The following is a 22,916-nucleotide window of genomic DNA, read 5'->3' on the forward strand; positions in this document are numbered from 1 at the left end:
AATAAATCCTAGGCTGAGTATTTTGAGCTAAGTTTAGTTCTAAGTTTTATGAGTAAATCACGCGTCATTTTAATACCTTCAATTTCGCCAATTTTCTTGCCTTCATACTCAATACCCACGTGACCACGATAGCCCGCGTCGAGAACGAGCTTCATAATGCGAGGGTAGTCAGTATTGATTTCAAAGCCGTGTACGTCAAAATCATGACTCTTGGCACTGACGCCCTTGGCGTAAGGCATGAGTTTTTTGACGCCCTTATAACGATCGTATTCTTTAAAATTCCCAAAGTCGGGTAATGTACCGCAATTTGGCATAGCAACTTTTTTCATGACATTCGCTAACCAATCACCATCGGAAGAGAGGCCTCCATGGTTTTCCACTATGACATTAATATTATGTTGAGCTGCAAATTGTGAGAGTGAGGCAAGTCCATCGGCGGCACGCTCCATTTGTTCTTCATAAGTTCCTTTGGAACGCGCATTCACTCGAATGGAATGACAGCCTAAATATTTTGCCGCTTCAATCCAAGTATGATGTTTTTCTACGGCTAGTTTTCGTTTATTATCGTTGGCATCACCAAGCTGACCAAGGCCATCGCACATGATGATTAGGCTCTGCACACCATTATCATCACAGCGTTGCTTGAGTCCGCGAAGATAAGTCTTTTCAGAGCTCTTAAAGAATTTATTGACGTATTCAACGGCATTAATACCAAAGGTTTTTTTTGTGAATTCAGGGAATTGTAGGTTGTCGAGTTCTTTTGCAAAGAGCTTTTTATGAAGGGACCACTGAGCTAATGAAATATCAAATAAGGGATTTTCGGATTGGCTTGCGCATGAGGCGGTGAAAAATGATCCTACGGTAAGAGCTCCTGTGCCTTTGAAAAAATTTCTACGATTTAACATGTGGTCTTCCTTTGTTTTAGTTGATTTCTTAGATTCTACTTTCGTATTGAAAGTCCTTATCGGGACAGCTCTGCTTAAGAATTCTTCAAAAAATACATTCTCAATTTCAACAAAAGAAGTTTTTGAATAGTAACTTAAAGGATTACATACCTAAATATTGTATGATGACATATAATTGAGTTATTTTTGAATAAATGTGATTTTTTTCAAAGTCTTGTTGTTAATCCTTGATTGATTGTGTAGTACTTTTTATAAATAACTTTAGGAGAATCCATGAAATATATGTCAATTTTAGCGCTCTTAATTTTTGCGCTACTCGCAAATGCTCAAAAAGATAAACCCAATGTGATAGTGATATTTGCGGATGATATGGGTTATGGCGATATGAGTTGTAATGGCAATCCATCGATCAAAACTCCTCATTTAGATCGCATGGCCTATGAGGGGCAAAAATGGACAAACTTTTATGTGGCAGCACCGGTATGTACGCCGAGTCGTGCGGCTTTAATGACCGGACGTCTTCCTATTCGCAATGGCATGAGCTCTAATAAGAGACGGGTATTGTTTCCCGATTCTACCGGAGGATTACTGCAGGTTGAGTATACTCTCGCTGAAATGTTTAAATCTGCGGGTTACGCAACCGGCATGGTAGGTAAATGGCATTTGGGCCACAAAGCGGAGTTCCTCCCGATTAATCACGGTTTTGATTCTTGGTATGGGATACCATATTCAAATGATATGGATGGAGATTCCCAAGTGATAAATGCGCTAAAAAAAGGTGAGAAACTGCCTTGGCATAAGGGGCCTCATTGGGAGAACCCAAAATCTGAGTATTGGAATGTTCCTTTAATGCAGGGAGATAAAATCATTAAGCGCTCTCCGAATCAGGAACTCTTAACAAAAAATTATACAGAGAAAGCTATTGACTTTATTAAAGCCAATAAAGCCAAGCCATTTTTTCTCTACTTGGCACATAGCATGCCGCATGTGCCGCTCTTTCGTTCAGATGATTTTAAAAATGTGAGCACAATGGGTCTCTATGGCGATGTGATTGAAGAACTTGATTGGTCAGTTGGGGAGATTATTAAAAGCGTGAAGGCAGAGGGCTTAGCGGAGAAAACAATTATTTTATTTACCTCAGATAATGGACCATGGTTAAGTTTCAGGACTCAAGGCGGGATTGCAGGACCATTGAGAGATGGCAAAGGAAGTACTTGGGAAGGGGGTATGCGTGAGCCCACAGTATTTTGGGGGCCCGCCTACATTAAGCCTGGAATCATTCATGATATTGGCTGTACTACGGATATGATGGCGACTTTTGCTAAATTAAGTGGTGCTAAGCTTCCTGAGGTGAAATTGGATAGCTATGACCTAAGTGAGGTTTTGCTCAATCAAGAAAAAGGACCTCGTCAAGAGATGTTTTATTATAACGGTGAAAAGCTTCAAGCACTGAGGTTAGGTAATTTTAAAGTGCGCTTTGGAAATGATCAGCAAAGGCCGACTGAGCTTTATAACTTAGCTTTGGATCCGGGTGAAAATTATAATGTCATTAAAGATCATGCAGAGCTCGTGAAAGAAATGCAGACCTTGAGACAAGCTCATGTAGATGGAATCATTAAAGTAGAGAATCAATTAATCCGCAAATAAGTGATAAACACCATGTTTTTCATGAGATTTAATAAGAATTTTATCGTTTAGCTGTACCGAAGTGCGAACTTAGTACGTATTAGTTAGTAAATCATAATAAGGAGATATATGAATATCTGTGTAAAACCATTCTTGTACCTAGGCCTACTTACTTTAAGTGTGAATACTTGGGCGCAAAAACCGCACCCTGTAGAGAAACAAGCAGAGTTTGATGCTGAAGTTATTAAGGCGATGCCGGCGCTTAAGGCCCTTGCGAAACCCGCAAAAGCGAGGAAGATTTTGGTCTTATCGAAAGTCGCTGGGTGGTACCATAGCTCAATTGAAACGGGAAAGAGCTGTTTTCAGGAAATGGGAAAAAGTACGGGAGCTTTTTCAGTCGATGTGAATGATGACCCTGGCTATTATACGTCAGCGAACCTTAAAAAATACGATGCTATTCTCTTTAATAATACGACTTATTCACAAGATTATTTTAATGAGACTCAGCGTCAAGCCATTTTGGCATTTATCAAAAATGGTGGCGGCTTCATTGGTATTCACGCGGCATCGGATTGCGGGACTTCAGCTAAGAAAGCTAAGACTACTTGGCCGGAAATCACTGAAATGATGGGAGGCGCCTTTGATGGCCATCCTTGGACTAAAAATGGTATGTATGGAATTCGCAACGAGGATCCAAGTCACAAAATATTACAGCCGATGAAAGGAAAGGGCTTTAAGATTTCTGATGAGCTTTATAAATACAAAGATTACAAGCGTGAAAATCAGCGCGTTTTGTTGACGATCGACATGGAGGAATCCTATAAGAAGGAAGGCCGTGAAGATCACGATCATGCCTTACTATGGGTAAAGAACTATGGTAAAGGACGTGTTTTCTTCAGTGCTTTTGGTCATAATGAACATGTTTTTGCTAATCCCATGATTTTGCAGACCTGGCTAAATGGTATTCAGTTTACCCTAGGTGACTTGGATGTAAAGACGGAAGCCCTGCCCATACCAGAGGCACATAAAAACTTTCAGCCTACAAAATAAAGCCTTTGATTTAAGTGAAGCCGAGCTCGTTTGAGTTCGGCTTTTTTTGTGGGCGTATTTCGTGCTTTCTTTAGGGGCTTATGTTTCCAAGAGATGATTTAGGGCTATATTGGCGAATATATAAAAACATTAGGGTCAAGCAAGATGGATTTTACTGATTTAATTGGCAAGACACCGCTTCTGGAATTGAAGCAAATGTGTCCTAATAAGAAAGTGAAGATTTTTGTTAAGCTAGAGGGCAATAACCCCGGTGGTAGTGTGAAAGATCGCGCGGCCTTCTATATGATTTCTGATGCAGAAATGCGTGGGACTTTAAAGCCCGGGATAAAAATCATTGAAGCTACGAGTGGCAATACGGGTATTGCTTTATCAATGATTGCCTCTGTAAAAGGCTATGATATAGAATTAGCAATGCCTAAGAATTCAACTCAAGAGCGCGTCGACGCCATGAAAGCTTTTGGAGCCAAAGTGACCCTAACGGAGTCGATGGAGACTGCCATTGACTATGCCAAGAGCAAAGTCGAAGAAGGTGGTTATGTGATGCTTAATCAATTTGGAAATGAAGCGAATCCCGAAGCGCATTACCGTGGGACGGCGCCCGAAATATGGGCTGCAACTGAGGGGCAATTGACTCATTTTGTTTCAGCCATGGGTACGACGGGTACGATCATGGGGACCTCGCGTTACTTGAAGGAAAGAAACCCCGAGATTCAAATCGTGGGCTGTCATCCTGCGGATGGCGCAAAGATCCCAGGAATACGCCGTTGGCCGACAGAGTATTTACCGGCTATTTACGATGCGAGCCGCGTCGATAAAATTTATGATATCGAGCAAGCTGATGCGGAAGAAACCATGCGTCAACTCGGACGCCAAGAAGGAGTCTTTTGTGGTGTATCATCGGGTGGTGCGGTATGGGCGGCACTTGAATTAGCTAAAACTTTGGAGCAGGGTTTGATTGTTGCCATCATTTGTGACCGCGGAGACCGTTATTTATCAACGGGACTTTTTGGTCAATAAAATTTTAATAAATAGGAATAGATTATGAAAGCACATTTAGAGCAAATGAAAGCCGAGCTAGAAGCTGGTACCGCACAACTTTTAGACGTTAGAGAATTTAATGAGTGGCAAGAAGGACATTTGACTGGAGCCATATTGGCACCTTTGTCTGGTTTAGAGTCTGGTGACGAGCCGGATGGCGTGGACTTAGAGCTTAAAACTTACCTTCATTGCCGTAGTGGGCAACGCGTTCATATGGCGGCGCCACTACTCGAAGATTTAGGTATTGGCGAAGTTATTCCTTTAGACGAAGGCTTTGGTGAATTAGTTTCAGAAGGCTTCGAAGCCTAATGGAGATTAAATTAAAGCGCGTTGAAGGAATGCAGTTTGATTGTGTGAGTGGAGTTGGTCACACAGTAAGAATTGATGGGCCACCTTCTATTGGCGGTACTGATACGGGACCCCGCCCGATGGAAATGGTACTGATGGGCTTAGCAGGATGTTCTGCCGTTGATATCTTAATGATCTTAGGTAAGCAACGCCAAAACCCTGCTGATGTTGAATTGACTGTAACAGCGGAACGAGCTGATGCCGTACCAGCAGTATTTACCAAAATCAATATTCATATTGATTGTATCGGTGGTGAAGTCAGTCTCAAGAAATTAGAAAAAGCTTGTGAGCTTTCGATGGAAAAATATTGTTCTGTCTCAAAAATGCTTGAACCAACGGTAGAAATGACACATACTTGTGATGTAAAGTAAACCCAAGGAGAAAACTATGAAGTACTTCGTTTTAATTATTTGTGTTTTCATTTTTACCTCATGTAAGGATGAAAAAGCCAACACAACCTCAACAGATGATGTGACTGTGGAAACCGTTGTTATGAAAGGTGGATCTGAAAATCTCGAAGCTGCGGCAGATTGTGCAACGGGTTGTCCTAGCTGTGGCGTAAAGGAATCTTTCGAACTTAAAGCTCCCCATGGTGGCGCGCTAATGAAGTTCGGCGGAGATGCTGCGGTTTTAGAATTAGTCATTGATCATAAGTCGGGTGAGATGTCAGTCTATTTTTACGATGGCTTAGCAAAAGAGCAGCTTAAGCTTGAGCAAACAGCTCTTAACTTAAAGATTAATACTTTAAATATTACGCTGAAAGCAGATGAAAAAGGTGTCTTTCGCCTTAAATCTGAGATTATCAAAGGTCTGAAAAAGTTTCAAGGAACAGTGGGTAAATTAGAAGTTGATGGCCTACCTTTTGATGGTGTGCCAATCTATTACCCTGAGGGAAATTAAGTCTTCGATGAGTAAAAAACTTCTCGTTATTAATGCAGTGGGGCTGACAGAGAGCCTCATTAATGATGACTGCCCAAATTTAAAGTACTATTTCGAAAAGAATCGTCAGTACTTAAAACCGCCCATTCCTGCAGTGACTTGTACTTCGCAAGCGACTTTGTTGACGGGAAAAAGTCCACAAGAGCACGGTGTAGTGGCCAATGGTTGGTACTTTCGTGATCTCGCTCAGGTATGGTTATGGCGTCAAAATAACCAGCTTGTTCAAGGTGAAAAAATTTGGGAAAGTCTTCGTGCTAAAGACGAGAGTTTTAGCTGTGCGAAAATGTTCTGGTGGTACAATATGTACTCGAGCGCAGATTGGTCAGCAACACCGCGGCCTCTCTATCGTGCAGACGGGGCAAAGCATCCAGGATCTTATACTTACCCGATGGGATTAAACGATGACTTGGAGTCTGAGTTAGGTACCTTCCCCTTGTTTAAATTCTGGGGGCCAATGACGTCGATTGAATCGACCAAGTGGATTAGCGATTCAACAATTTACGTGATGAAGAAAAATCGTCCCAATTTATCTTTAGTCTATTTACCTCACCTCGATTATAATTTACAGCGCTTGGGTCCCAATGATCCGGCAATGGCTAAAGATGTACGTGAATTAGATCAGTGCATTGGAGATTTACGTCAATGTGCAGATGAACTAGGCTATGAAGTGGTGATTCTATCTGAGTATGGAATTCAGGAAGTTGATACCCCGATTCATATCAATCGTGAGCTACGGAAAGCAGGTCTAATAACAGTTAAAATGGAATGCGGCGAAGAGCATTTTGATGCGGGGGCTTCCGCTGCTTTTGCGGTAGCGGATCATCAATTAGCGCATGTCTATGTGAATGACAAGAGTCAATTAGAAAAAGTAAAAAAAATACTTAAGGGACTTCCTGGTATTACCGAAGTCTGCAGTGGAGAAGAGCGCAGTAAATACGATTTAGATCATGAGCGTTCAGGCGAGATTATTTGCTTAGCAGAGAAAAATGCTTGGTTTACTTATTATTATTGGCTAGATGATAAACTAGCTCCGGATTATGCCCGTGCGGTAGATATCCATCGCAAGCCAGGCTATGACCCCGTAGAGTTATTTATGCGCAAAGGCGGGAAGTTGAGTGCCGCAAAAACGTTGCTTAAGAAAAAACTAGGTTTTCGTTACCTCATGGATGTGATTCCTTTGGATGCCACTTTGGTTAAGGGTTCGCATGGAGTTCATCCAGAGCATTTAGCCGATGGGCCTTTGCTCATAGGTGATTTGAATCTTGGGGACGAAAAAGTACGAGATATGAGAGATTTTAAAAGTTTAGTTGAAGAGTTCTTCCAAGTAGATAAAGAGGATTAGAGATGAAGTCATTGTATATAGCGGCAACGAGTCAGCACGTAGGTAAAACAACAAATACATTAGGTATGTTAGCGGCTTTACAGAAGCGTGGAATTAAAGTGGGTTATTCAAAGCCTCTTGGTCAGCAATTCCATACGGTGAATGGTAAAAGAGTTGATAAAGATGCAGTTTTATTTTCTGAGATTTTAAAAACTTTTGAATTGATTCCCGATATTCATTCCCCGGTTATTTTGGGGCCTGGGGATACCGCAGAGCTCCTAGATGACCCCAAGACGGATGTACTGGAGAAGAAGATTCTTCATGCGGCAAAAACCCTTAATGAAGAATATGAATTTACGCTTTATGAAGGTACGGGTCACCCAGGTGTGGGCTCGGTAGTGGGGCTCTCTAATGCGAGGGTCGCAGAGTTGCTCGACGCGAAAGTTGTGCTTGTGCTCGAAGGTGGAATTGGCAATACAATTGATCGCTTGGCTTTATGTAAAGCCCTTTTTGATGCCCATGGTGTTCCCTTAGTCGGCGTTATATTAAATAAAGTACTTCCTCAAAAAATAGATAAGGTTCGTCAGTATGTGGAGCCTTGGATTGAGGCGAATGGGATGCAATTACTCGGTTTAATGCCCTATGATGCCCAATTGGTTTATCCATCGATTAAGCATGTGGTGAAAGTTGTGAAGGGCGAAGTGATTAGCGGTGCAAAAGAGACTATGAATACCTTAGTTCACGAAGCTTTGGCCGGAGGGACTTCTAATCCAAGTGGAGATCACCCCCCAGAGAATTTACTTTTGGTTGTAAGTCGTGGGCGCTTTTTAGAATCTTTGCACCATCAGCAAAAAGTGGCGAGTGAGCATGGCCGAGATTTAAGGTTGGCCGGAGTATTACTCACATCCAAGGGGCATATGAGTGCAAAAGCTTTGAAAATATGTGAAGAAGTAGGAATTCCTGTTGTGACAACCGAGCTCGATACTTATCAAGCGGTAGTGAAGATGAGTCACCTAGTAGCTAAAATCGATACCAAGAGTCCCGCAAAAGTACTCCGTGCTATTGAACTTTTTGAAGAAAATATTGATATGGATAAATTACTTAGTTTATAGGCGAGATCTAACGACAGGTTATAAAGAAGGCGACGGCAATGATAACGCCGACAATGCAGCCGATGTTATTGCTTTTTTCTTCTTCTTTTTTAAAGCGTATTTTCTTTGAGCCAGATTTCATTTTTTTTTCGAGTTCATCTTGAAGCTTGTTAATGATGATCTGTTGACCTTCAATTCTTTTGCTGAGTGCTTCTTCTTGAAGATGGCTGGAAGTCGAACTGGTATCGCTTATTTTTGATTTGTTTTCATTGGCTTTTCGCTTGAGTTCATCGTTCTGCTGAGACCAGCGTTTTTTCTCATTTCGAAAGGCTTCGTTAGTTTGTGTGAGAGTCGTTTTTAGAGTGAGAATCTCTTTTTGGAGTCCTTCAATGGCCGTGGACTGATCTTCGCTTGAGCTTTGCTGTTGTTGATTGAGGTTTTTTTGGAGATTTTCGCGTAGGGCTTGTTCTTGCTTAAAAAGATCTTCTTGTTCGGCGCGGAGGCTTTCTGAGGCCAAGAAATTATTTTTCATTTGATCCAAAGACTTACGCAGTTTTTGATTTTCGACATCGGTGGTCATTGCGGCTTTTGGTGAAGTCTGATCTTGCTTATGTTCGAAGCTTGAATCGGAAACTATCTCGATGGGGTCAGATACTAGATCCATAGAGTCTGACTCGGGCGCGAGTTGCGAAATATTGATGGCGTTTATTGCCGATGCTTTGAGCTCTTCGATTTCTTGTTGAACTTCGTCAAATTCAGCTTTGATCATCTCTTTGATATTGGGGTCTTTACGTTCAATATCACGCATAGCCCGTTTAGCTTCATAAGAGTTCACATCTTTGTCTTTATCAATATTCAGCAAGTAATGATAGGCTTTTGAGCCGCCAATTTTACCTAGCGCTTGGACTGCGTAGCGACTATTCATGCCTTTGCCCTGTGTGACTGGGAAAATGACGTCACTTGCTTGGTAGATGGCCATGTCGCCCGCTATCTTCAGACATTCCCGCTGAAGTGATTCGTCCTTCGTATTTTGAATGAGCTTTACCACGGCATTTGTGAGCTCGAGGCTTTTTTTCGCCGTGCGAATTTTTCTTAGGGCCGTTCTCCTGACAACTATACTCAGCGAAACATCTAATGTAGTTTGTAGTGCCTTATCTAAATTACTCATAAATCCTCCTATTGATTTCCCCATAGTACCATAATGCAGAGCTTAGATCAAATGTAGCAACGCGTGAGTCTAGGTCTCTGGCTCATTATTTGAGGAGAAACACGATGGAATTGTTTAGCAATGGCTGGTGAGCAATCAATTATCTCACAATCGGGGAAGAGTTTTTTTATCTCAGATTTAATCAAGTGATAATGAGTACAGCCTAAAGCAATCGTGTCGAGATCGACAATTTTAGTGAGTGGGTGGAGTTCTTGTGAGAGTTTTTGTGTACAGAGTGAGTTATTTCTAAAAAAGTTTTCGCTGATCTGTGCTAAATTGGCAGTGGGAATGAGGTGAGTCTCAGTATTTGTGGCAAAGTCCTCAAGGAGTTGAGCAGTGTAAGGACTATTGATAGTTGCGGGAGTCGCAAGTAAAGCAAGTTTTTTGGTTTTGCTCTGAGCGACGGCTGTTTTTATGGGCGGTACAGTTCCGATAACTGGACAAGTAAGGCTTTGTCTAAAGATCTCGAGGCCGTGAGTGCTGGCAGTGTTGCAGGCTAAGATTAGGGAAATGGGAGAGTGTAGACGGATTTCTTCTGCGATAGTTTGAAGGTGTTCGGTAAGTTCGGTATTGCTTTTATCACCATAAGGAAAAAAACCTTGATCTTCGAGAATGACATAATTCATCTCTGGACGTAGTTTTTTACATTGCTGGTAGATGCTATGGGCGCCGGCTCCAGAGTCTAGAATGAAAACTGCGGGCTCTTTAAGACTGAGTTCAGAGAGCTTTACGAGCTTGGGCAATGTCATGCTGAATTTGTGCTTTTAGCTCCTCTGCGGAGCCGAATTTTTGTTCTGAGCGGATAAAGCTATGGATGTGGACTTGGACTTCTTCATCATAGATGTCTTCATCGAAGTCTAGGATGTGAAGTTCAACGTGCTGAGAAGATTGTTGTTTTTCTAAAAAAGTGGGAGCGCTACCAATATTGAGTATTCCTGAGTAGCTTTGTTCGGCTATTTTTGCGTGAACCGCAAAGACACCTGAGATGGGGAGTAAAGGTATTCCGGTATCAATGTTAGCAGTGGGGGTGTTGAGTTTGGCACTAGCTAAGCCAAGGCCTTTGATGACGGGACCAGAGATTTTCCATTTGTGGCCGAGTAGTTTTTCTGCTTGATCAAAATCATGTTTCTCGAGTGCGAATCGGATGCGTGAGCTAGAAACAGCTTCTTGGTCGAGGAGGAATTCATCTACAGCATGAGTAGTGAATGATGAAGCATATTCATTTAAGAGCGCAATATTTCCTTTTCGACCAGCGCCGAAAAGCCATTGACGTCCAACGCAGAAATCACTTATCTCAATGTGTTGGAGTAAGTATTTTTCAACAAAAGCATGAGCTTCGGTCTCGGCTAAAACTTGGTTAAAATCGAGTATGACAAGGGCTTTGATACCGAGTTTTGAAAAGGTCTCCATACGTCTTTCTAGAGAGGAGAGTGTAGGAATGCATTTGCCAGTGAAGAATTCCCTTGGGTGAGGGGAAAAGCTTAAAACGATTGGGGTAGACTGATTGGCCTTCCCTTGATCGATTGCTTTCTGTAGAAGCTTGCGGTGTCCACGGTGGATGCCATCAAAGTTTCCACAGGCAATGCTGACACGATGAATGCCATGTTGACTAAGTTCCTGTAAAGAATGACAGAGCAGCATTTTAGTCTTCGGCAATTTCCACTTGATCTATGGGAATGATGAGTTTCTCTACTTCAGTGCGTTCGATGGTCTTGAGGTGATCAATAGTGACCGCATTATCTAAAGAGAATTGACCGCTTTTTGTTCGGCGTAAATTACTCATATAAGCAGCTGTTTCGAGCTTTAGGCCCATATCGTAGCAGAGGACGCGAACATAACTTCCTTTAGAGCAGTGAAGAGTGTAGTGAACTTTTGGAAGCTCAATTTTGTCGATGGTGAGGCTATGGAATGTAACGGGGCGCGCTTCGCGTTCAACCACAATTCCTTGGCGGGCTAAATCGTAAAGTTTTTTGCCGTTTTGCTTGAGGGCCGATACCATAGGAGGAGTTTGCATTTGCTCACCAGTGAAGTCGATAGCACATTGCTTAATCTGTTCTTCGGTCACATGTTCGTAGCTTGCTTCGCGAGTTGTTTCGCCTTCTTCGTCATGGGAGTCGGTTTCTCTTCCCAGAGTCATTTCTGTCACGTAGAGTTTGTCGTCGGCAGTTAGTTTACTGGCAAGCTTGGTGGCTTTGCCAATAACAATAACAATGAGTCCAGTGGCGAGTGGATCGAGCGTGCCGCAGTGGCCAACTTTATTAAAGCGGTAACGATTTCTGACGAAGTTGACAACATCGTGAGAAGTCCATTCTTTAGGTTTATCTACAAGAAGGATGCCGTCGTGATCTGGTGTAGAGTTTTTGCGTAGACGCCTACCCATTTAATCTTCCTCTTCGTCAGGGATGTCAATTGAATCAATAAGTGAAGAAAGACGATCGGCTTGTTCAGGAGTATCATCTGCATGCCAGTGAATGACAGGAGTGAACTTCATGCGGATACGGTTACTGAGGTGATTAAAAAACTCTTCTGAGCGATCGCGAAGAAAGCGAATGACATCATCTTTTTGTTTTTGAGAGCCCATGATACTAACATAAACGTTGCAGTGTCTAAGGTCGGCGGATGTTTTTACGCCTGTAACAGTGATAAGGCACTCGAAGCAGGGGAAAACTTCTCTAATAAATACGGCGCTCAGCTCTTTTTGGATAGTTGAATCCACGCTGCGCATTCTGTCTCTTGCCATGTGATTTTTCCTTTGTTGAATAAATATTGGGCAATATAGGTTCAAAGTATCGATTTCCTAATTAAGCCGAGCAAAAGAGCTGAGTATTGATAAAAGTGAACATGAGTAGTGATAATTTTTGTTAATAAAAATAGTAATGTGGAATATGCTAAGCTATGATAACTAAAATAAGGGGTTGAGAATGCAGTCAGAATTTAAACATATTGAATCATTGGTTAAGCCCGGGGATTTTGTCTTTACTCGCATTGATAATGTGCTCTATAAAAAAGTGGCCGACACTAGCTGTAGTTGGAGTTCTCACGTAGGTTTGATTATTGATCAGAATGATGACGGTAGTTTTGTGGTTGCCGAGAGTAAGGTTCCGCGTTGTGTGTATTCCGACTTCGAAAATTTTGTGGAGCGTTCAGAAGGCGGTCGTGTAGAGATACGTAGATTGAAGGGAGGTCTACAAGAAGATCAGTTGCGTAAGCTTCAAGAAGAAGCGAAATCGCGCATGGGTTCTTGGTATCACTTTCGTTTTAATTATGATAGTAAGATGCAGTTTTGTTCAAAGTTTGCTTATGATGTCTATCGCCATGGCCTAGGTATTGAGGTGGGGAGAATAGAAACTTTTACTGAATTATTGCATAAAAATCCTCAGAGTCCTATGGGCTTTTGGAGATTGTGGTTTCTGGGACGAATTCCTATGAGCCAGAGGACGATCACGCCGGCAAGCTTGATAGAATCAAATAAACTAGAAACTGTTTATAGTAATCTCGATAAATTTAAGTAGTTGATGCTCGGGATCGTATGCTTAAGAGTATTAGTAATCACTAATGTTTTTCATAGGCCTTTTCCCCAATGGGAAGAGGTCTTTTTTATGAGCACCAAGATTATTTTATCCGATCTATGCAAAGCTTTACTATTAAGCTTAGGATCACTGGGTTTAATGGCTTCGATAGAGGCAAGATAAAGTACTGAATTCTTTTTTAAAACTAGGCTAGTTTCTGCTTTTGAAAAACTGGTTTTGGCGTGTAAACTGGCATGCTCTTAAAATCTAATATAATATACACAGAGGTTTATTGATGAACTACTACAATACTTTGCCACAGCGTTTGAAGCTTGAGCAATTGGGTACTTGCCGTTTTATGTCCAAGGACGAATTCAATGGCGTTGAAAAACTTAAAGGAAAGAAAATTGTTATCGTTGGTTGCGGTGCACAGGGTCTAAATCAGGGTTTAAACCTTCGCGATAGTGGTCTTGATGTATCTTACGCTTTGCGCGATGCAGCCATTGAGCAAAAGCGTCAGTCTTTTCTCAATGCAAGTGAGAATGGTTTTACAGTAGGTACTTATGAGGAAGTTATTCCTTCCGCAGACCTTATCGCTAACCTTACTCCAGATAAACAGCATACTAACGTAGTAGAGACAGTTATGCCTCTTATGAAAGACGGCTCAACGCTTCTTTACTCTCACGGCTTTAATGTTGTTGAAGAAGGGATGCAGATCCGTAAAGATATTACTGTTGTGATGGTAGCTCCTAAATCACCTGGTTCTGAAGTACGCAATGAGTACAAACGTGGTTTCGGCGTTCCTACACTTATCGCTGTTCACCGTGAAAATGATCCTAATGGTGATGGCTTAGATATAGCTAAAGCTTACTGCTGTGGTACTGGTGGCGATCGCGCTGGTGTAATTATGTCTTCTTTCGTAGCAGAAGTAAAATCAGACCTTATGGGCGAGCAAACAATTCTTTGTGGTCTTCTTCAGGCCGGTTCAATTCTTTCTTTCGACAAAATGGTTGAAGAAGGTATCGATGCAGCATGGGCCTCTAAATTTATTCAATACGGTTGGGAAACTATTACTGAAGCACTCAAGATTGGTGGTGTTAGTGGTATGGTTGACCGTCTTTCAAATCCTGCGAAAGTTAAATGTTTTGAACTTATTACTGAGTTGAAGACTATCATGCGTCCTCTTTTTGAGAAGCATATGGATGATATCATCGACGGTGATTTTTCTGAAGGTATGATGGCTGATTGGGCTAATGATGATGTGAAGCTTCTTACTTGGAGAGAAGAAACAGGTCAAACAGCTTTCGAAAAACAAGCTGCAACAGACGCAGAAATTACTGAGCAAGAATACTTCGATAAGGGTGTCCTTATGATTGCTTTCGTTGCTGCCGGTGTTGATTTGGCTTTCGACGCAATGGTTGAAGCTGGTATCAAAGAAGAGTCTGCTTACTACGAGTCACTTCACGAGACTCCATTAATTGCTAACACGATTGCACGTAAAAAACTTTACGAAATGAATCGCGTTATTTCTGATACAGCTGAGTACGGTTGTTACCTTTTCTCACACGCATGTGTGCCGCTCTTAGCTGACTTCATTAAGTCAGTAGATACTTCAGTTATTGGTAAAGCGTATAACGAAAATGGTTCAAACTCTGTTAACAATAAGCAGATCGTTGAGATCAACCGTGCACTTCGTGGTACTGGTTGTGAAAAAGTGGGTGCTGAGTTACGTGGTTATATGACTGCAATGAAAGAGATTATTTAAGTTTTAAACTTAAAATCTTTCAAGAAAGGCGAGTGCTTTGGTGCTCGCTTTTTGTTTTTATAGGAATTTGAGTTATCTTTAGGTTCGTGGGCACAATAATTTAACAACGCAAAGGAAAATATAATGAAAAAGTTAATGTTATTTGGTATGGCTTGTTTTATGGGTTCAGCTACTTATGCTGAAAGCGTAGAAGACAAAGTTTTAGCGATTATGGAAGAGATGGGTGCAGCAAAAAAACTTAAGCGCCTTGATAAGAAAAAAGATTATAAGAATGCAGATTGGAAGAAGTATTCCATGGAGCTTATTGAGCAGTATAATGGGATGAAAGATATTAAGCATGAAGAGAAAATGTTTAATGACTTTAATGCTGAGATGTTTAAAGCCCTTGAAGATTACAAAAAAGTATTGGCTGGTACAGATTACGATGCTATTGCGAAATCTTGGAAAGCAGTAGGCGCAGCCTGCAAAGCTTGTCACGAAGAGTACAAGTAAAAGAATTTTATAGATATAAAAAAGGGCATCTCATTTGAGATGCCCTTTTTTTTGTCGCTATATTCTTAGTGAATCATAAAGACGAGAAAATAGAAGAGGGCAAAATTTACAGCAGCTAGGATACAAATGACTACCTGGCTTTCGAGGCTTAGATATTTACCTTTTACTTTGTCGATTTGAGGAGCGTCATAAAACTCGTCCTCACTTACTTCTATGTCTTCTATATGTCTTCTGTTGTGCTTCATTACCGTTTCCTCCAGTATGTTTCGTTTCTTCCGTACGAAGATGAAACTAATACTTTGAGCAATGTGAAGCAAGTTTTAGTTGTAAGGGTTTTGTATTAAAATAAGTTTTACTGTATTTAAAGACGCTTACTTAGTGGTGAAGAGTTGTTTACTTAGTGGTAATTTTTTCAAGAGTGACAAAGCTGTAGTCATAATCATTTTTGATATCAGCTTTAAACTTTTCCCGCTCTGTTTCACGCCATTGCGTGATGTCAAATTCTGGGAAAAAGGCATCGGCGACAATCTCGGCATCAATTAATGTGAGATGGAGTGTGTCGACTTCGGGAAAGAGGATTTCGTATATTTGAGAACCGCCAATGATGAATACTTCTGGTTCTTCGGTGCAGCTTTTTCTGACTTCATCATAGGAAGTAAAGCATTCTACCCCTGGAATTTGAAGTTCAGGATCACGAGAGAGGATGAGGTTTCTTCTACCGGGAAGGGGGCGACCAATCGATTCGTAAGTTTTACGGCCCATAACAATGGGTTTCCCCATAGTAACAGCTTTGAAGCGTTGGAGATCATTGCTGAGGCGCCAGGGTAGTGTGTTTTTATAGCCAATGCCACGGTTGCTTGCCATGGCGCAGATCATGCTGGTTTTCATACGGCTACCGGAGCTTTGATATGCGGATGAGGGGCGTAGCCTTCTAGCGTGAAGTCTTCATATTTAAAAGAAAAAATGTCTTTTACATCAGGATTGATTTTCATTGTAGGCAGGGTGTGAGTTTCTCGACTCAATTGGAGCTTAGCTTGCTCAAAGTGATTATTGTAAATGTGTGCATCGCCAAAAGTGTGGACGAAGTCGCCGTATTCTAAGTTACAAACCTGTGCAACCATCATGGTGAGCAGTGCGTAGGAGGCAATGTTGAAGGGGACGCCTAAGAATATATCTGCTGAGCGTTGGTAGAGTTGGCAGGAGAGTTTGTTATCAGCTACATAAAATTGGAAGAGGCTATGACAAGGGGGGAGAGCCATGTTGTCGACATCTGAAACGTTCCATGCGCTAACAATGAGTCGTCTGGAATCTGGTGTAGTTTTAATCATTTCAATGAGCTGTGATATTTGATCAATAGTTCTGCCATCAGGAGTTTGCCAGCTGCGCCATTGGTAGCCATAGACGGGGCCTAGATTTCCTTTTTCATCTGCCCAATCATCCCAGATTGAAACGCCATTATCTTTAAGGTACTTAATGTTAGTGTCTCCAGTTAAAAACCAAAGGAGCTCATGGATAATGGACCGTAAGTGACATTTTTTAGTAGTGATTAATGGGAAGCCATCTTGGAGGTTAAAGCGCATTTGGTGGCCAAATACACTACGAGTTCCCGTTCCTGTACGGTCGCTTTTGTCCGTGCCGTTTTTCATGACGTGATCTAATAAGTCGAGGTATTGTTTCATTGATTTGTTCCCTAAAATTGAGCAGTTTTGATCAATCTAACTTAAGTTTGAAAAAATCCTATCCTAATGCTTGAGGAATTGGCTGGGGGCCTTTTAAGGAAATGTCACTTTTTTCCATGATTAAATTTGGTTTGACAAAGGGACTTTTTTACAAATGCACATAAATTACTTGAATTGATTCAAATTTAATAATTAATCGCAGTATCGGGGATTGATGGAAATATTCATTTATGTTCTTCTAGGCATAGTCATTGGTATCTTGGTGGTAATTCACGCCTTGAAAATCCGTGAGTTACAGGAAGCGAATCGCAGATATTGCGAAGATCGCAAAGCCGTCGCCAACTTTCTTAATCGTTTTGCTCATTCAGTGGCCATGGCAGGTGGCAATATTGATTCAACGATGGTCTCCCTCGGTCGCTTTATTGTGAGTACGATTCACGCGGAGTCTTTGTGTATATTTTTCATGGATGAAGAAGGTAAGACAATGGAAGCCGTGACGTCCATCGGGCCCTTTCCATCTATGAGCGCATTTGAGGGTGGCGAAAAAACTGATGTAGCTTCAATTCGCGAAAGAAAAGTCATTGTAGGCGAAGGCTTTTTCGGGAAGATTTCTAAAAATATGAAGCCGGCACTTATTGGTAAATTTGAGTTATCCGAAAGCCAAGTGGAAGCGGGTATAAAATCTCTCATGGTAGTGCCGATCGTTTTGTTCAATGAAATGCAAGGGATTATATGTGCAGTTAACTCAGAAGGGAGAAGTGGTCGCTTTGAACAGGATGACCTTGAGCTTTTTGCGTCATTAGCAGTAGTTGCAACACTTTCTAAAAATATGATTGAGACCTATGGTCAGATGGCTGATCAGCAGCGTATGCAGCAAGAATTGGAGTTTGCAAGACAAATTCAGCAAACGCTGACTCCAGTAGATATGCCTAATTTTGCTCACTTAGATATTTTTGCCCACAATATACCTGCGAAAGAAGTAAGCGGTGACTTTTATGACTTTATTAAAATTGATGAACATAGGACTTTGTTCGTCTTAGCCGACGCGAGTGGTAAAGGCTTGCCAGCCTGTCTCATTATGATTATGACGCGATCTGTACTTCGTGCCATTTGCTCACGCTTTACCGATATGGAAAGTTTATTACTAGAGCTCAATCAATACCTCGTACAAGATACCGATATGGAACGCTTTGTGACAATGATTTTTTGTTTAGCAGATTCTCGTAATAATACTATGGAAATGGCACGAGCGGGTCACACCGAGGTCTTGCTGAAAAATGACAAGGGTGAAGTGTTTGAAATTGTTCCAGAGGGTCCTGCTATTGGTTTAATTCCAAATGAAATGGGAGTGAGTTTCGATACCTTCTCAATGGCCATTCAAGATGGTTTCTGTTTCTTGTTTTATACTGATGGGCTGACTGAAGCTGAAAATGAAGATGGTTTAGAGTATGGTTTACCTAGGCTGAAAGAGACTTGGTGCCATCATACAGGAAGTAGCAAAGGTCAGGCAACGGGCTTATTGAATGATATTCAGCGTTTTACCGGTGATTACCCTCAATCGGATGATCAAACTATAATGATTATGTCTGTGAGCGAACTCAATCGTGATTAAATGGTTTAGGGCAGGGCTGTCTTTTGTGCTTTTTTGCGTTGTGGTTATCCTTGCCTTGCCTAAAATTTTCCCCGCATTAGACCCCTTGATTAAAAGTTTTTTTAGTCCTTTCTTACCCTCGGATTCAGTGGTGAGTGAAATGACTCTACGCGAAGAAAATCGCGAATTCCGCAAACAGCTTTCTCAGAGTCAGTTTGATCAGCAAGAATTGATTCGCTTACAAGAAGAGGTGAATGGATTAAGAGCTCAGTTGGATTTGAAAGGGAAATTACCGTATAAGACAAAAGTTTTTCCAATTTATGAACGTCACCCAATAGTGTGGAACTATGAATTTAGTGTACGAGCTGATCAAGCGCGTTTATTGAGGGCCAATCACGGCGTTTTAATTGGTGGATATTTAGCGGGTAGAGCTAAGCTGGAAAACAAAAATAGCCTTAGGATCCGTACCTTTCTTAATCATGATGAAGAGTTAGCGGTGAATGTAAAAGGCAGTTCATGGAATGGTTTACTGAAGGGTGAATATCAAGAACGATCTAAAAAGACAGGGCGATTGATTTGTCTTGTGGATTATTTACCTCGAGATGCGGATATAAAGCCAGGTATGTTCTTACAAAGCACCGGGACGCTAGGGATACCAAAAGGGATCTTGGTAGCCAAAGTAATCGAGACTGAGAAAGATGAAGTGGTTCAGCGTGCCATTGTAGAATTATTGGCTCCAATAAAAGAAGCTGAGTACATTAGTCTAATTAGCGAGGGTGAATAATGGCGATTAGGTCCCTTAGCTTTTATGTATTTAATTTTTTTTTCGTCGTTTGGGTAGAAAGTTTTTGTGCTTCAAAATCTTTATTCCTCCCTTTATCTGCGATCTATATATTTTATCTGACGGTAGCACGAGGAATATATCAGTCTTTGATTTCGATGGCAGTGTTGATGGTATTACTGGAGGCCGTGTGTGGCTATAATAATTTGACCTTGAGTTTGGTGATATTTGTCACGGCGTATTTTTGGAGAGATATGGGGGATTGTCAGAATTTCATTCCACAGATTCTCCCCATATTCATCGCTTTGTTTATAGCTTATATCCTGATGTTTGGTCTGTCTGATAAGTGGATCTTAGTCAATGTGTCTTTGCCCTCCTTGGTGATAAGTTCAATAGTGGCACCACTCTTTTTATGCTTCTGGGATTTTCTCTCAGATTCATTAAGCTTGTCGCGTTTCTCTGTTTTAGATAATTATGCAGAAGACTTGTAGTTGTTATGAGTTTTAAAGAAAGAGTCAATAAAGAGTTTAGCCCTCGGATGTGGGTATTATTGTTGATGGCAGTGGCCTTTTCCGCGATCTTGATTTGGCGGCTTTATTATGTGCAGTTACTCGATAAGGGCGCTTATACAAGTGAGATGAAAAAACAGATTATTCGGCCCGTGAGAATCCCCCCTGTAAGAGGTAGGATTGAAAGTATAAACGGTGAAGTCTTGGCGAATAACGAGCCCTCTTTTTCTTTGGATTTTTACTTGCCAGAATACCGTCGACCAGGAGTGTCGAAATACTGGACCGCGGCCGAGAATGTATCGGTCTTTATTAAAGAAATTGAAGCTCGTATTCATCATCATGCGAATATTAGTACCTCATTTATAGAGAAGGCCCTACGCCGTCGTGAAAAAGACTTGGGGATTTCTCTACAAAAAAAAGCCAAGACAAAAGAGGCCTTTGAGCAACAAAAAATTCGTAATCAGCTCTTGCGAAAGGAGAAGCTTGAAAGTTTGGTGGTTTTTAAAGATGTCTTGCCAGGTTTGATTGATCAGGTAAAGAGCCTCAATTTGCCAAATTCTTTAGAATGGCGAGATGCACAATTACTTTGTCATTTAGACAAAATTAAAGTTGATGAAGGCTTAGGATCTTATAGCCGTACGGGAAAAGCTTTAATCCAGGAATTAGATGCCTTGTGTTTAGCGATGGGGCGAGAGCATGAAGTGGAACTCGAGGATGTAGTGCAGCATTTGTACCGTAAACCAGCACTGCCTTTTCGTGGTTTGAGTGATTTATCATTGAAAGATCGCTCGGTCTTGGCAGGAAGAAAAACGAAGCGTTATCAAGTTGTGATGACTCCTAAGCGAATTTATAAAGACAACTATGTATTTTCGCATATAACGGGTTACACAGGGCGCCGGGAACCATCATCTCATGAAGATATTGATGATTACTTTTATTTTTCTCCAGAATTGTGGGGACGAACAGGGCTTGAGTATGCTTATGATAAAGAGCTTGCGGGTAAGGGAGGAAAAGAATTACTGTATGTTAATCGAACGGGTTTTGCTGTTGATAAAGTTAAGGGTTTAGGTACAGAGAATTCTATTATAGAGGCTAAGCATGGGGAGAATCTACGTTTAACGATTGACGAAGAGGCTCAAGCGATTGCTTATGACTTAATGAAAGATAAGCGCGGCTCTATGGTGGTGATGGATATATATACGGGAGCCATTCTGGTAATGGTATCCACGCCTTCGTTTGATTTAAGTCGTATTCGTCATTTCGATTATTATAAAGAAATAGTGCGCGATGCGCCTTCTGTACCGTGGGTGAAGTTGCCACGAGCAATGCATAACCGTGCAGTACAAGCTGCGTATATGCCAGGCTCAATAATAAAGCCTTTGGTTGCAGGTTTAGCCTTAGAGAGTGGTTTGATTGATGAAGACTCTATCTATGACTGTGATGGAGCATATAAGCTTGGGAAGAGTAGTAAAATTCGCTGTGCTAATCGTTGGGGACATGGAAAGCTGAATGTGACCAAGGCATTAGAGGTGAGTTGTAACCCGTTCTTTATTGATTTAGCCGTGAGACTGGGGATGGAAGATTTAGTGGGGCTCTATGAGCGAGTGGGTTTAGGTAAATTCCCCATTTATGAAGAGGGCATATCGAAGCGCTTGTCATACGAAAGTAAAGGAAGCTTGCCAGATATAGAGCTCGATAATCGCATTGGTGAATTGGCATATATTGGCATTGGTCAAGGAAAGATCGAGTTGAGTCCAATACAGGCATGCGCTTATATTGCGGCCATCGCAAATGGAGGGAACTTGCTGAAGCCTTATCTAGTAGATGAGCATTTAGATTCTTTAGAAAAAAATATCATTTCAAAGCACCAGAATCACTTCCGTGGTGATTTGGGATTTTCGCAGAAAACAATTGATTTGATTCATCGTGGTATGTTTGATGTGATCCACGGTTCAAATGCTTCAGCTAAGGCTGGCCGTACTGATGAAGGAATTACTTTAGCAGGGAAAACGGGTACGGCTCAAGTTCCCTATTACGAGAAGAATGAGCAGGGCAAGACGAAGCTTGGCGCAGATGGTAAGGCGATACGAAAAATTCAAAAAAATTGTTGGTTCGCCAGTTTTGGTCCTTATGAGAGCCCTCGATATGCAAGTATTGTTTTAGTTGAGGATGGAAATAGTGGGGGACGAGTGCTGCTCCAGTAACAAGAACTTTTTTTGATACGTGGTCCAAGACTAAAAAGAAATGAAAATCATAGTGGCTGCATTTTGTCTAGACAAAAAAATAGACAAGAACAATAGTCGCTCAGTCTTATAATAAAATTTAGGGCTGCATGGCCCTGTTGCATGAATTACACAGAGGATTGTTCTTGTCTTAGTTATATTATAAACACAAAAGAATGAATAGCAAATAAGTACTTAAATATATTTGGAAAAATATAAGATTTGGATGAATTCGATTGTGACTAGGCAATAAAAAAGGCGAACTAATAAGTTCGCCTTATTGAAAATAATTGGCTTTGTATTATTCCCAAGTATTTAAGATGTCTCCATCTTTATCTTTACACCAGAGTGCGACTTTATCAGCTACGTCTTCATTAGGGGCATCACTAAAGCCAGAGTCGTTAGGATTTACTGAATTAAGATAGTTAACATCCATGATGATAGCATATTCCTCTCCCCATGGAGTTCGCTTTATTTCACCTTTAATGAAGGAGTGTTTACGGGTATTTTCCGTGCCGTTAAGATATGTCCACATGGTGTCCCACTTATTGTCTGAACTTTCAAGTGCCGTGTCTGTAGTAGGAAAACTCTTAAAAGTGGAAAGGTACTGAGTGACGGCCATTTTGATTTGTTGCATCTCAGCTTTTGCGCGAGTCTCACGTGCGGACTCACGTGCGATACTAATTCCCGTGAGGAGCATACCAATAATCAAAGAAATGATGGCGAGTACGACTAAGAGTTCAATAATAGTGAATTGTTTAGATTTTTTCATGTGGAGTTACCGTAATTAATTAATCTTACCTAAAACTTAAAACGAGTGAAAGTACTTGTAAAGCAAGTTCA

The 22,916-nt window shown here is 41.3% G+C and carries 25 protein-coding genes; 15 read left to right on the top strand and 10 right to left on the bottom strand.

The window, feature by feature from the left end:
- Positions 1 to 8 precede the first annotated feature (8 nt).
- Positions 9 to 905: a sugar phosphate isomerase/epimerase family protein gene (locus tag PQO03_RS01720; protein WP_274150748.1), complete on the bottom strand. Its 897-nt coding sequence runs from the start codon at positions 903 to 905 to the stop codon at positions 9 to 11.
- Between the two features lie 273 nt (positions 906 to 1,178).
- Between PQO03_RS01720 and PQO03_RS01725 the strand changes: the two genes are divergently transcribed.
- The 8 genes from PQO03_RS01725 to PQO03_RS01760 all read left to right on the top strand — a co-directional run bounded on the left by PQO03_RS01725 (position 1,179) and on the right by PQO03_RS01760 (position 8,339).
- Positions 1,179 to 2,552 (top strand): sulfatase family protein, encoded by a 1,374-nt coding sequence (locus PQO03_RS01725; protein ID WP_274150749.1) that lies wholly within the window; start codon positions 1,179 to 1,181, stop codon positions 2,550 to 2,552.
- A gap of 108 nt (positions 2,553 to 2,660) precedes the next feature.
- Positions 2,661 to 3,581, top strand: coding sequence for a ThuA domain-containing protein (locus tag PQO03_RS01730; RefSeq protein WP_274150750.1), 921 nt, complete (start codon positions 2,661 to 2,663; stop codon positions 3,579 to 3,581).
- 144 nt (positions 3,582 to 3,725) lie between these two features.
- Positions 3,726 to 4,598 (top strand): cysteine synthase CysM, encoded by an 873-nt coding sequence (gene cysM / locus PQO03_RS01735; RefSeq protein WP_274150751.1) that lies wholly within the window; start codon positions 3,726 to 3,728, stop codon positions 4,596 to 4,598.
- Between the two features lie 24 nt (positions 4,599 to 4,622).
- Positions 4,623 to 4,928, top strand: a complete 306-nt coding sequence (locus tag PQO03_RS01740; protein ID WP_274150752.1) for a rhodanese-like domain-containing protein — start codon at positions 4,623 to 4,625, stop codon at positions 4,926 to 4,928.
- Positions 4,928 to 5,338, top strand: coding sequence for an OsmC family protein (locus tag PQO03_RS01745; protein WP_274150753.1), 411 nt, complete (start codon positions 4,928 to 4,930; stop codon positions 5,336 to 5,338). Before PQO03_RS01740 ends, PQO03_RS01745 begins: the two co-directional genes overlap by 1 nt.
- 16 nt (positions 5,339 to 5,354) lie before the next feature.
- Positions 5,355 to 5,867, top strand: coding sequence for a hypothetical protein (locus PQO03_RS01750; protein ID WP_274150754.1), 513 nt, complete (start codon positions 5,355 to 5,357; stop codon positions 5,865 to 5,867).
- Between the two features lie 7 nt (positions 5,868 to 5,874).
- Positions 5,875 to 7,248, top strand: a complete 1,374-nt coding sequence (locus tag PQO03_RS01755) for an alkaline phosphatase family protein (protein ID WP_274150755.1) — start codon at positions 5,875 to 5,877, stop codon at positions 7,246 to 7,248.
- 2 nt (positions 7,249 to 7,250) lie between these two features.
- Positions 7,251 to 8,339: an AAA family ATPase gene (locus tag PQO03_RS01760; protein ID WP_274150756.1), complete on the top strand. Its 1,089-nt coding sequence runs from the start codon at positions 7,251 to 7,253 to the stop codon at positions 8,337 to 8,339.
- A gap of 7 nt (positions 8,340 to 8,346) precedes the next feature.
- On the opposite strand, the gene PQO03_RS01765 is transcribed toward PQO03_RS01760, so the two are convergent.
- The 5 genes from PQO03_RS01765 to rbfA are packed head-to-tail and all read right to left on the bottom strand — an operon-like array spanning position 8,347 to position 12,265.
- Positions 8,347 to 9,486 (bottom strand): hypothetical protein, encoded by a 1,140-nt coding sequence (locus tag PQO03_RS01765; protein WP_274150757.1) that lies wholly within the window; start codon positions 9,484 to 9,486, stop codon positions 8,347 to 8,349.
- A 47-nt stretch (positions 9,487 to 9,533) separates the two neighbouring features.
- A complete protein-coding gene (locus tag PQO03_RS01770; RefSeq protein ID WP_274150758.1) occupies positions 9,534 to 10,274 on the bottom strand; it encodes a glutamate racemase in 741 nt (246 codons plus the stop codon).
- Positions 10,243 to 11,181 (bottom strand): riboflavin biosynthesis protein RibF, encoded by a 939-nt coding sequence (gene ribF / locus PQO03_RS01775; RefSeq protein ID WP_274150759.1) that lies wholly within the window; start codon positions 11,179 to 11,181, stop codon positions 10,243 to 10,245. Before ribF ends, PQO03_RS01770 begins: the two co-directional genes overlap by 32 nt.
- Entirely contained in the window at positions 11,168 to 11,905 is a 738-nt protein-coding gene (gene truB / locus PQO03_RS01780; protein WP_274150760.1) for a tRNA pseudouridine(55) synthase TruB, read from the bottom strand. The genes ribF and truB overlap by 14 nt, the downstream gene beginning before the upstream one ends.
- A complete protein-coding gene (rbfA, locus tag PQO03_RS01785; protein WP_274150761.1) occupies positions 11,906 to 12,265 on the bottom strand; it encodes a 30S ribosome-binding factor RbfA in 360 nt (119 codons plus the stop codon).
- A gap of 181 nt (positions 12,266 to 12,446) precedes the next feature.
- On the opposite strand from rbfA, the gene PQO03_RS01790 reads away from it, so the two are divergent.
- From PQO03_RS01790 to PQO03_RS01800, 3 genes are all read left to right on the top strand, one after another.
- Positions 12,447 to 13,037 carry a YiiX/YebB-like N1pC/P60 family cysteine hydrolase gene (locus tag PQO03_RS01790; protein WP_274150762.1) on the top strand — a complete coding sequence of 197 codons (591 nt, stop codon included), beginning with the start codon at positions 12,447 to 12,449 and terminating at the stop codon, positions 13,035 to 13,037.
- Between the two features lie 289 nt (positions 13,038 to 13,326).
- On the top strand, positions 13,327 to 14,799 hold the full coding sequence (gene ilvC / locus PQO03_RS01795) for a ketol-acid reductoisomerase (protein WP_274150763.1): 1,473 nt from the start codon (positions 13,327 to 13,329) through the stop codon (positions 14,797 to 14,799).
- Between the two features lie 123 nt (positions 14,800 to 14,922).
- A complete protein-coding gene (locus tag PQO03_RS01800) occupies positions 14,923 to 15,291 on the top strand; it encodes a cytochrome c (protein WP_274150764.1) in 369 nt (122 codons plus the stop codon).
- A 65-nt stretch (positions 15,292 to 15,356) separates the two neighbouring features.
- Here the strand turns inward: PQO03_RS01800 and PQO03_RS01805 are convergent, their stop codons facing one another.
- The 3 genes from PQO03_RS01805 to PQO03_RS01815 form a co-directional block, all read right to left on the bottom strand.
- On the bottom strand, positions 15,357 to 15,536 hold the full coding sequence (locus tag PQO03_RS01805; protein ID WP_274150765.1) for a hypothetical protein: 180 nt from the start codon (positions 15,534 to 15,536) through the stop codon (positions 15,357 to 15,359).
- 148 nt (positions 15,537 to 15,684) lie between these two features.
- The gene (locus tag PQO03_RS01810; RefSeq protein ID WP_274150766.1) at positions 15,685 to 16,179 is read right to left on the bottom strand and encodes a dihydrofolate reductase; all 495 of its coding nucleotides are present in this window, start codon (positions 16,177 to 16,179) and stop codon (positions 15,685 to 15,687) included.
- On the bottom strand, positions 16,176 to 16,970 hold the full coding sequence (locus PQO03_RS01815; RefSeq protein WP_274150767.1) for a thymidylate synthase: 795 nt from the start codon (positions 16,968 to 16,970) through the stop codon (positions 16,176 to 16,178). The genes PQO03_RS01810 and PQO03_RS01815 overlap by 4 nt, the downstream gene beginning before the upstream one ends.
- A 214-nt stretch (positions 16,971 to 17,184) precedes the next feature.
- Here PQO03_RS01815 and PQO03_RS01820 point away from each other — a divergent pair, with 214 nt between their 5' ends.
- From PQO03_RS01820 to PQO03_RS01835, 4 genes are read left to right on the top strand one after another with little or no spacing between them, the layout of a single operon-like run.
- Positions 17,185 to 18,582 (top strand): GAF domain-containing SpoIIE family protein phosphatase, encoded by a 1,398-nt coding sequence (locus PQO03_RS01820; RefSeq protein ID WP_274150768.1) that lies wholly within the window; start codon positions 17,185 to 17,187, stop codon positions 18,580 to 18,582.
- Positions 18,583 to 18,637: 55 nt separating this feature from the next.
- A complete protein-coding gene (locus PQO03_RS01825; protein WP_274150769.1) occupies positions 18,638 to 19,345 on the top strand; it encodes a rod shape-determining protein MreC in 708 nt (235 codons plus the stop codon).
- Positions 19,345 to 19,833: a hypothetical protein gene (locus PQO03_RS01830; RefSeq protein ID WP_274150770.1), complete on the top strand. Its 489-nt coding sequence runs from the start codon at positions 19,345 to 19,347 to the stop codon at positions 19,831 to 19,833. Before PQO03_RS01825 ends, PQO03_RS01830 begins: the two co-directional genes overlap by 1 nt.
- A 5-nt stretch (positions 19,834 to 19,838) precedes the next feature.
- Positions 19,839 to 22,055, top strand: a complete 2,217-nt coding sequence (locus PQO03_RS01835; protein WP_274150771.1) for a peptidoglycan D,D-transpeptidase FtsI family protein — start codon at positions 19,839 to 19,841, stop codon at positions 22,053 to 22,055.
- Between the two features lie 319 nt (positions 22,056 to 22,374).
- Here PQO03_RS01835 and PQO03_RS01840 read toward each other — a convergent pair whose 3' ends face one another.
- Entirely contained in the window at positions 22,375 to 22,845 is a 471-nt protein-coding gene (locus PQO03_RS01840; protein WP_274150772.1) for a type II secretion system protein, read from the bottom strand.
- Positions 22,846 to 22,916: the final 71 nt, after the last annotated feature.

The organism is Lentisphaera profundi (genome assembly GCF_028728065.1).
Lineage (GTDB): Bacteria > Verrucomicrobiota > Lentisphaeria > Lentisphaerales > Lentisphaeraceae > Lentisphaera > Lentisphaera profundi.

Excerpts from the sequence above, each read along its gene's own strand:
- cysM (WP_274150751.1), top strand. The coding sequence starts at position 3,726 with ATGGATTTTACTGATTTAATTGGCAAGACACCGCTTCTGGAATTGAAG.
- PQO03_RS01770 (WP_274150758.1), bottom strand. The coding sequence starts at position 10,274 with ATGACATTGCCCAAGCTCGTAAAGCTCTCTGAACTCAGTCTTAAAGAG.
- PQO03_RS01730 (WP_274150750.1), top strand. The coding sequence starts at position 2,661 with ATGAATATCTGTGTAAAACCATTCTTGTACCTAGGCCTACTTACTTTA.
- PQO03_RS01840 (WP_274150772.1), bottom strand. The coding sequence starts at position 22,845 with ATGAAAAAATCTAAACAATTCACTATTATTGAACTCTTAGTCGTACTC.
- PQO03_RS01765 (WP_274150757.1), bottom strand. The coding sequence starts at position 9,486 with ATGAGTAATTTAGATAAGGCACTACAAACTACATTAGATGTTTCGCTG.
- PQO03_RS01760 (WP_274150756.1), top strand. The coding sequence starts at position 7,251 with ATGAAGTCATTGTATATAGCGGCAACGAGTCAGCACGTAGGTAAAACA.
- PQO03_RS01810 (WP_274150766.1), bottom strand. The coding sequence starts at position 16,179 with ATGAAAACCAGCATGATCTGCGCCATGGCAAGCAACCGTGGCATTGGC.
- PQO03_RS01815 (WP_274150767.1), bottom strand. The coding sequence starts at position 16,970 with ATGAAACAATACCTCGACTTATTAGATCACGTCATGAAAAACGGCACG.
- PQO03_RS01755 (WP_274150755.1), top strand. The coding sequence starts at position 5,875 with ATGAGTAAAAAACTTCTCGTTATTAATGCAGTGGGGCTGACAGAGAGC.
- PQO03_RS01820 (WP_274150768.1), top strand. The coding sequence starts at position 17,185 with ATGGAAATATTCATTTATGTTCTTCTAGGCATAGTCATTGGTATCTTG.
- PQO03_RS01790 (WP_274150762.1), top strand. The coding sequence starts at position 12,447 with ATGCAGTCAGAATTTAAACATATTGAATCATTGGTTAAGCCCGGGGAT.
- PQO03_RS01805 (WP_274150765.1), bottom strand. The coding sequence starts at position 15,536 with ATGAAGCACAACAGAAGACATATAGAAGACATAGAAGTAAGTGAGGAC.
- truB (WP_274150760.1), bottom strand. The coding sequence starts at position 11,905 with ATGGGTAGGCGTCTACGCAAAAACTCTACACCAGATCACGACGGCATC.
- PQO03_RS01725 (WP_274150749.1), top strand. The coding sequence starts at position 1,179 with ATGAAATATATGTCAATTTTAGCGCTCTTAATTTTTGCGCTACTCGCA.
- PQO03_RS01720 (WP_274150748.1), bottom strand. The coding sequence starts at position 905 with ATGTTAAATCGTAGAAATTTTTTCAAAGGCACAGGAGCTCTTACCGTA.
- PQO03_RS01745 (WP_274150753.1), top strand. The coding sequence starts at position 4,928 with ATGGAGATTAAATTAAAGCGCGTTGAAGGAATGCAGTTTGATTGTGTG.
- PQO03_RS01835 (WP_274150771.1), top strand. The coding sequence starts at position 19,839 with ATGAGTTTTAAAGAAAGAGTCAATAAAGAGTTTAGCCCTCGGATGTGG.
- PQO03_RS01830 (WP_274150770.1), top strand. The coding sequence starts at position 19,345 with ATGGCGATTAGGTCCCTTAGCTTTTATGTATTTAATTTTTTTTTCGTC.
- PQO03_RS01750 (WP_274150754.1), top strand. The coding sequence starts at position 5,355 with ATGAAGTACTTCGTTTTAATTATTTGTGTTTTCATTTTTACCTCATGT.
- PQO03_RS01800 (WP_274150764.1), top strand. The coding sequence starts at position 14,923 with ATGAAAAAGTTAATGTTATTTGGTATGGCTTGTTTTATGGGTTCAGCT.
- PQO03_RS01740 (WP_274150752.1), top strand. The coding sequence starts at position 4,623 with ATGAAAGCACATTTAGAGCAAATGAAAGCCGAGCTAGAAGCTGGTACC.
- rbfA (WP_274150761.1), bottom strand. The coding sequence starts at position 12,265 with ATGGCAAGAGACAGAATGCGCAGCGTGGATTCAACTATCCAAAAAGAG.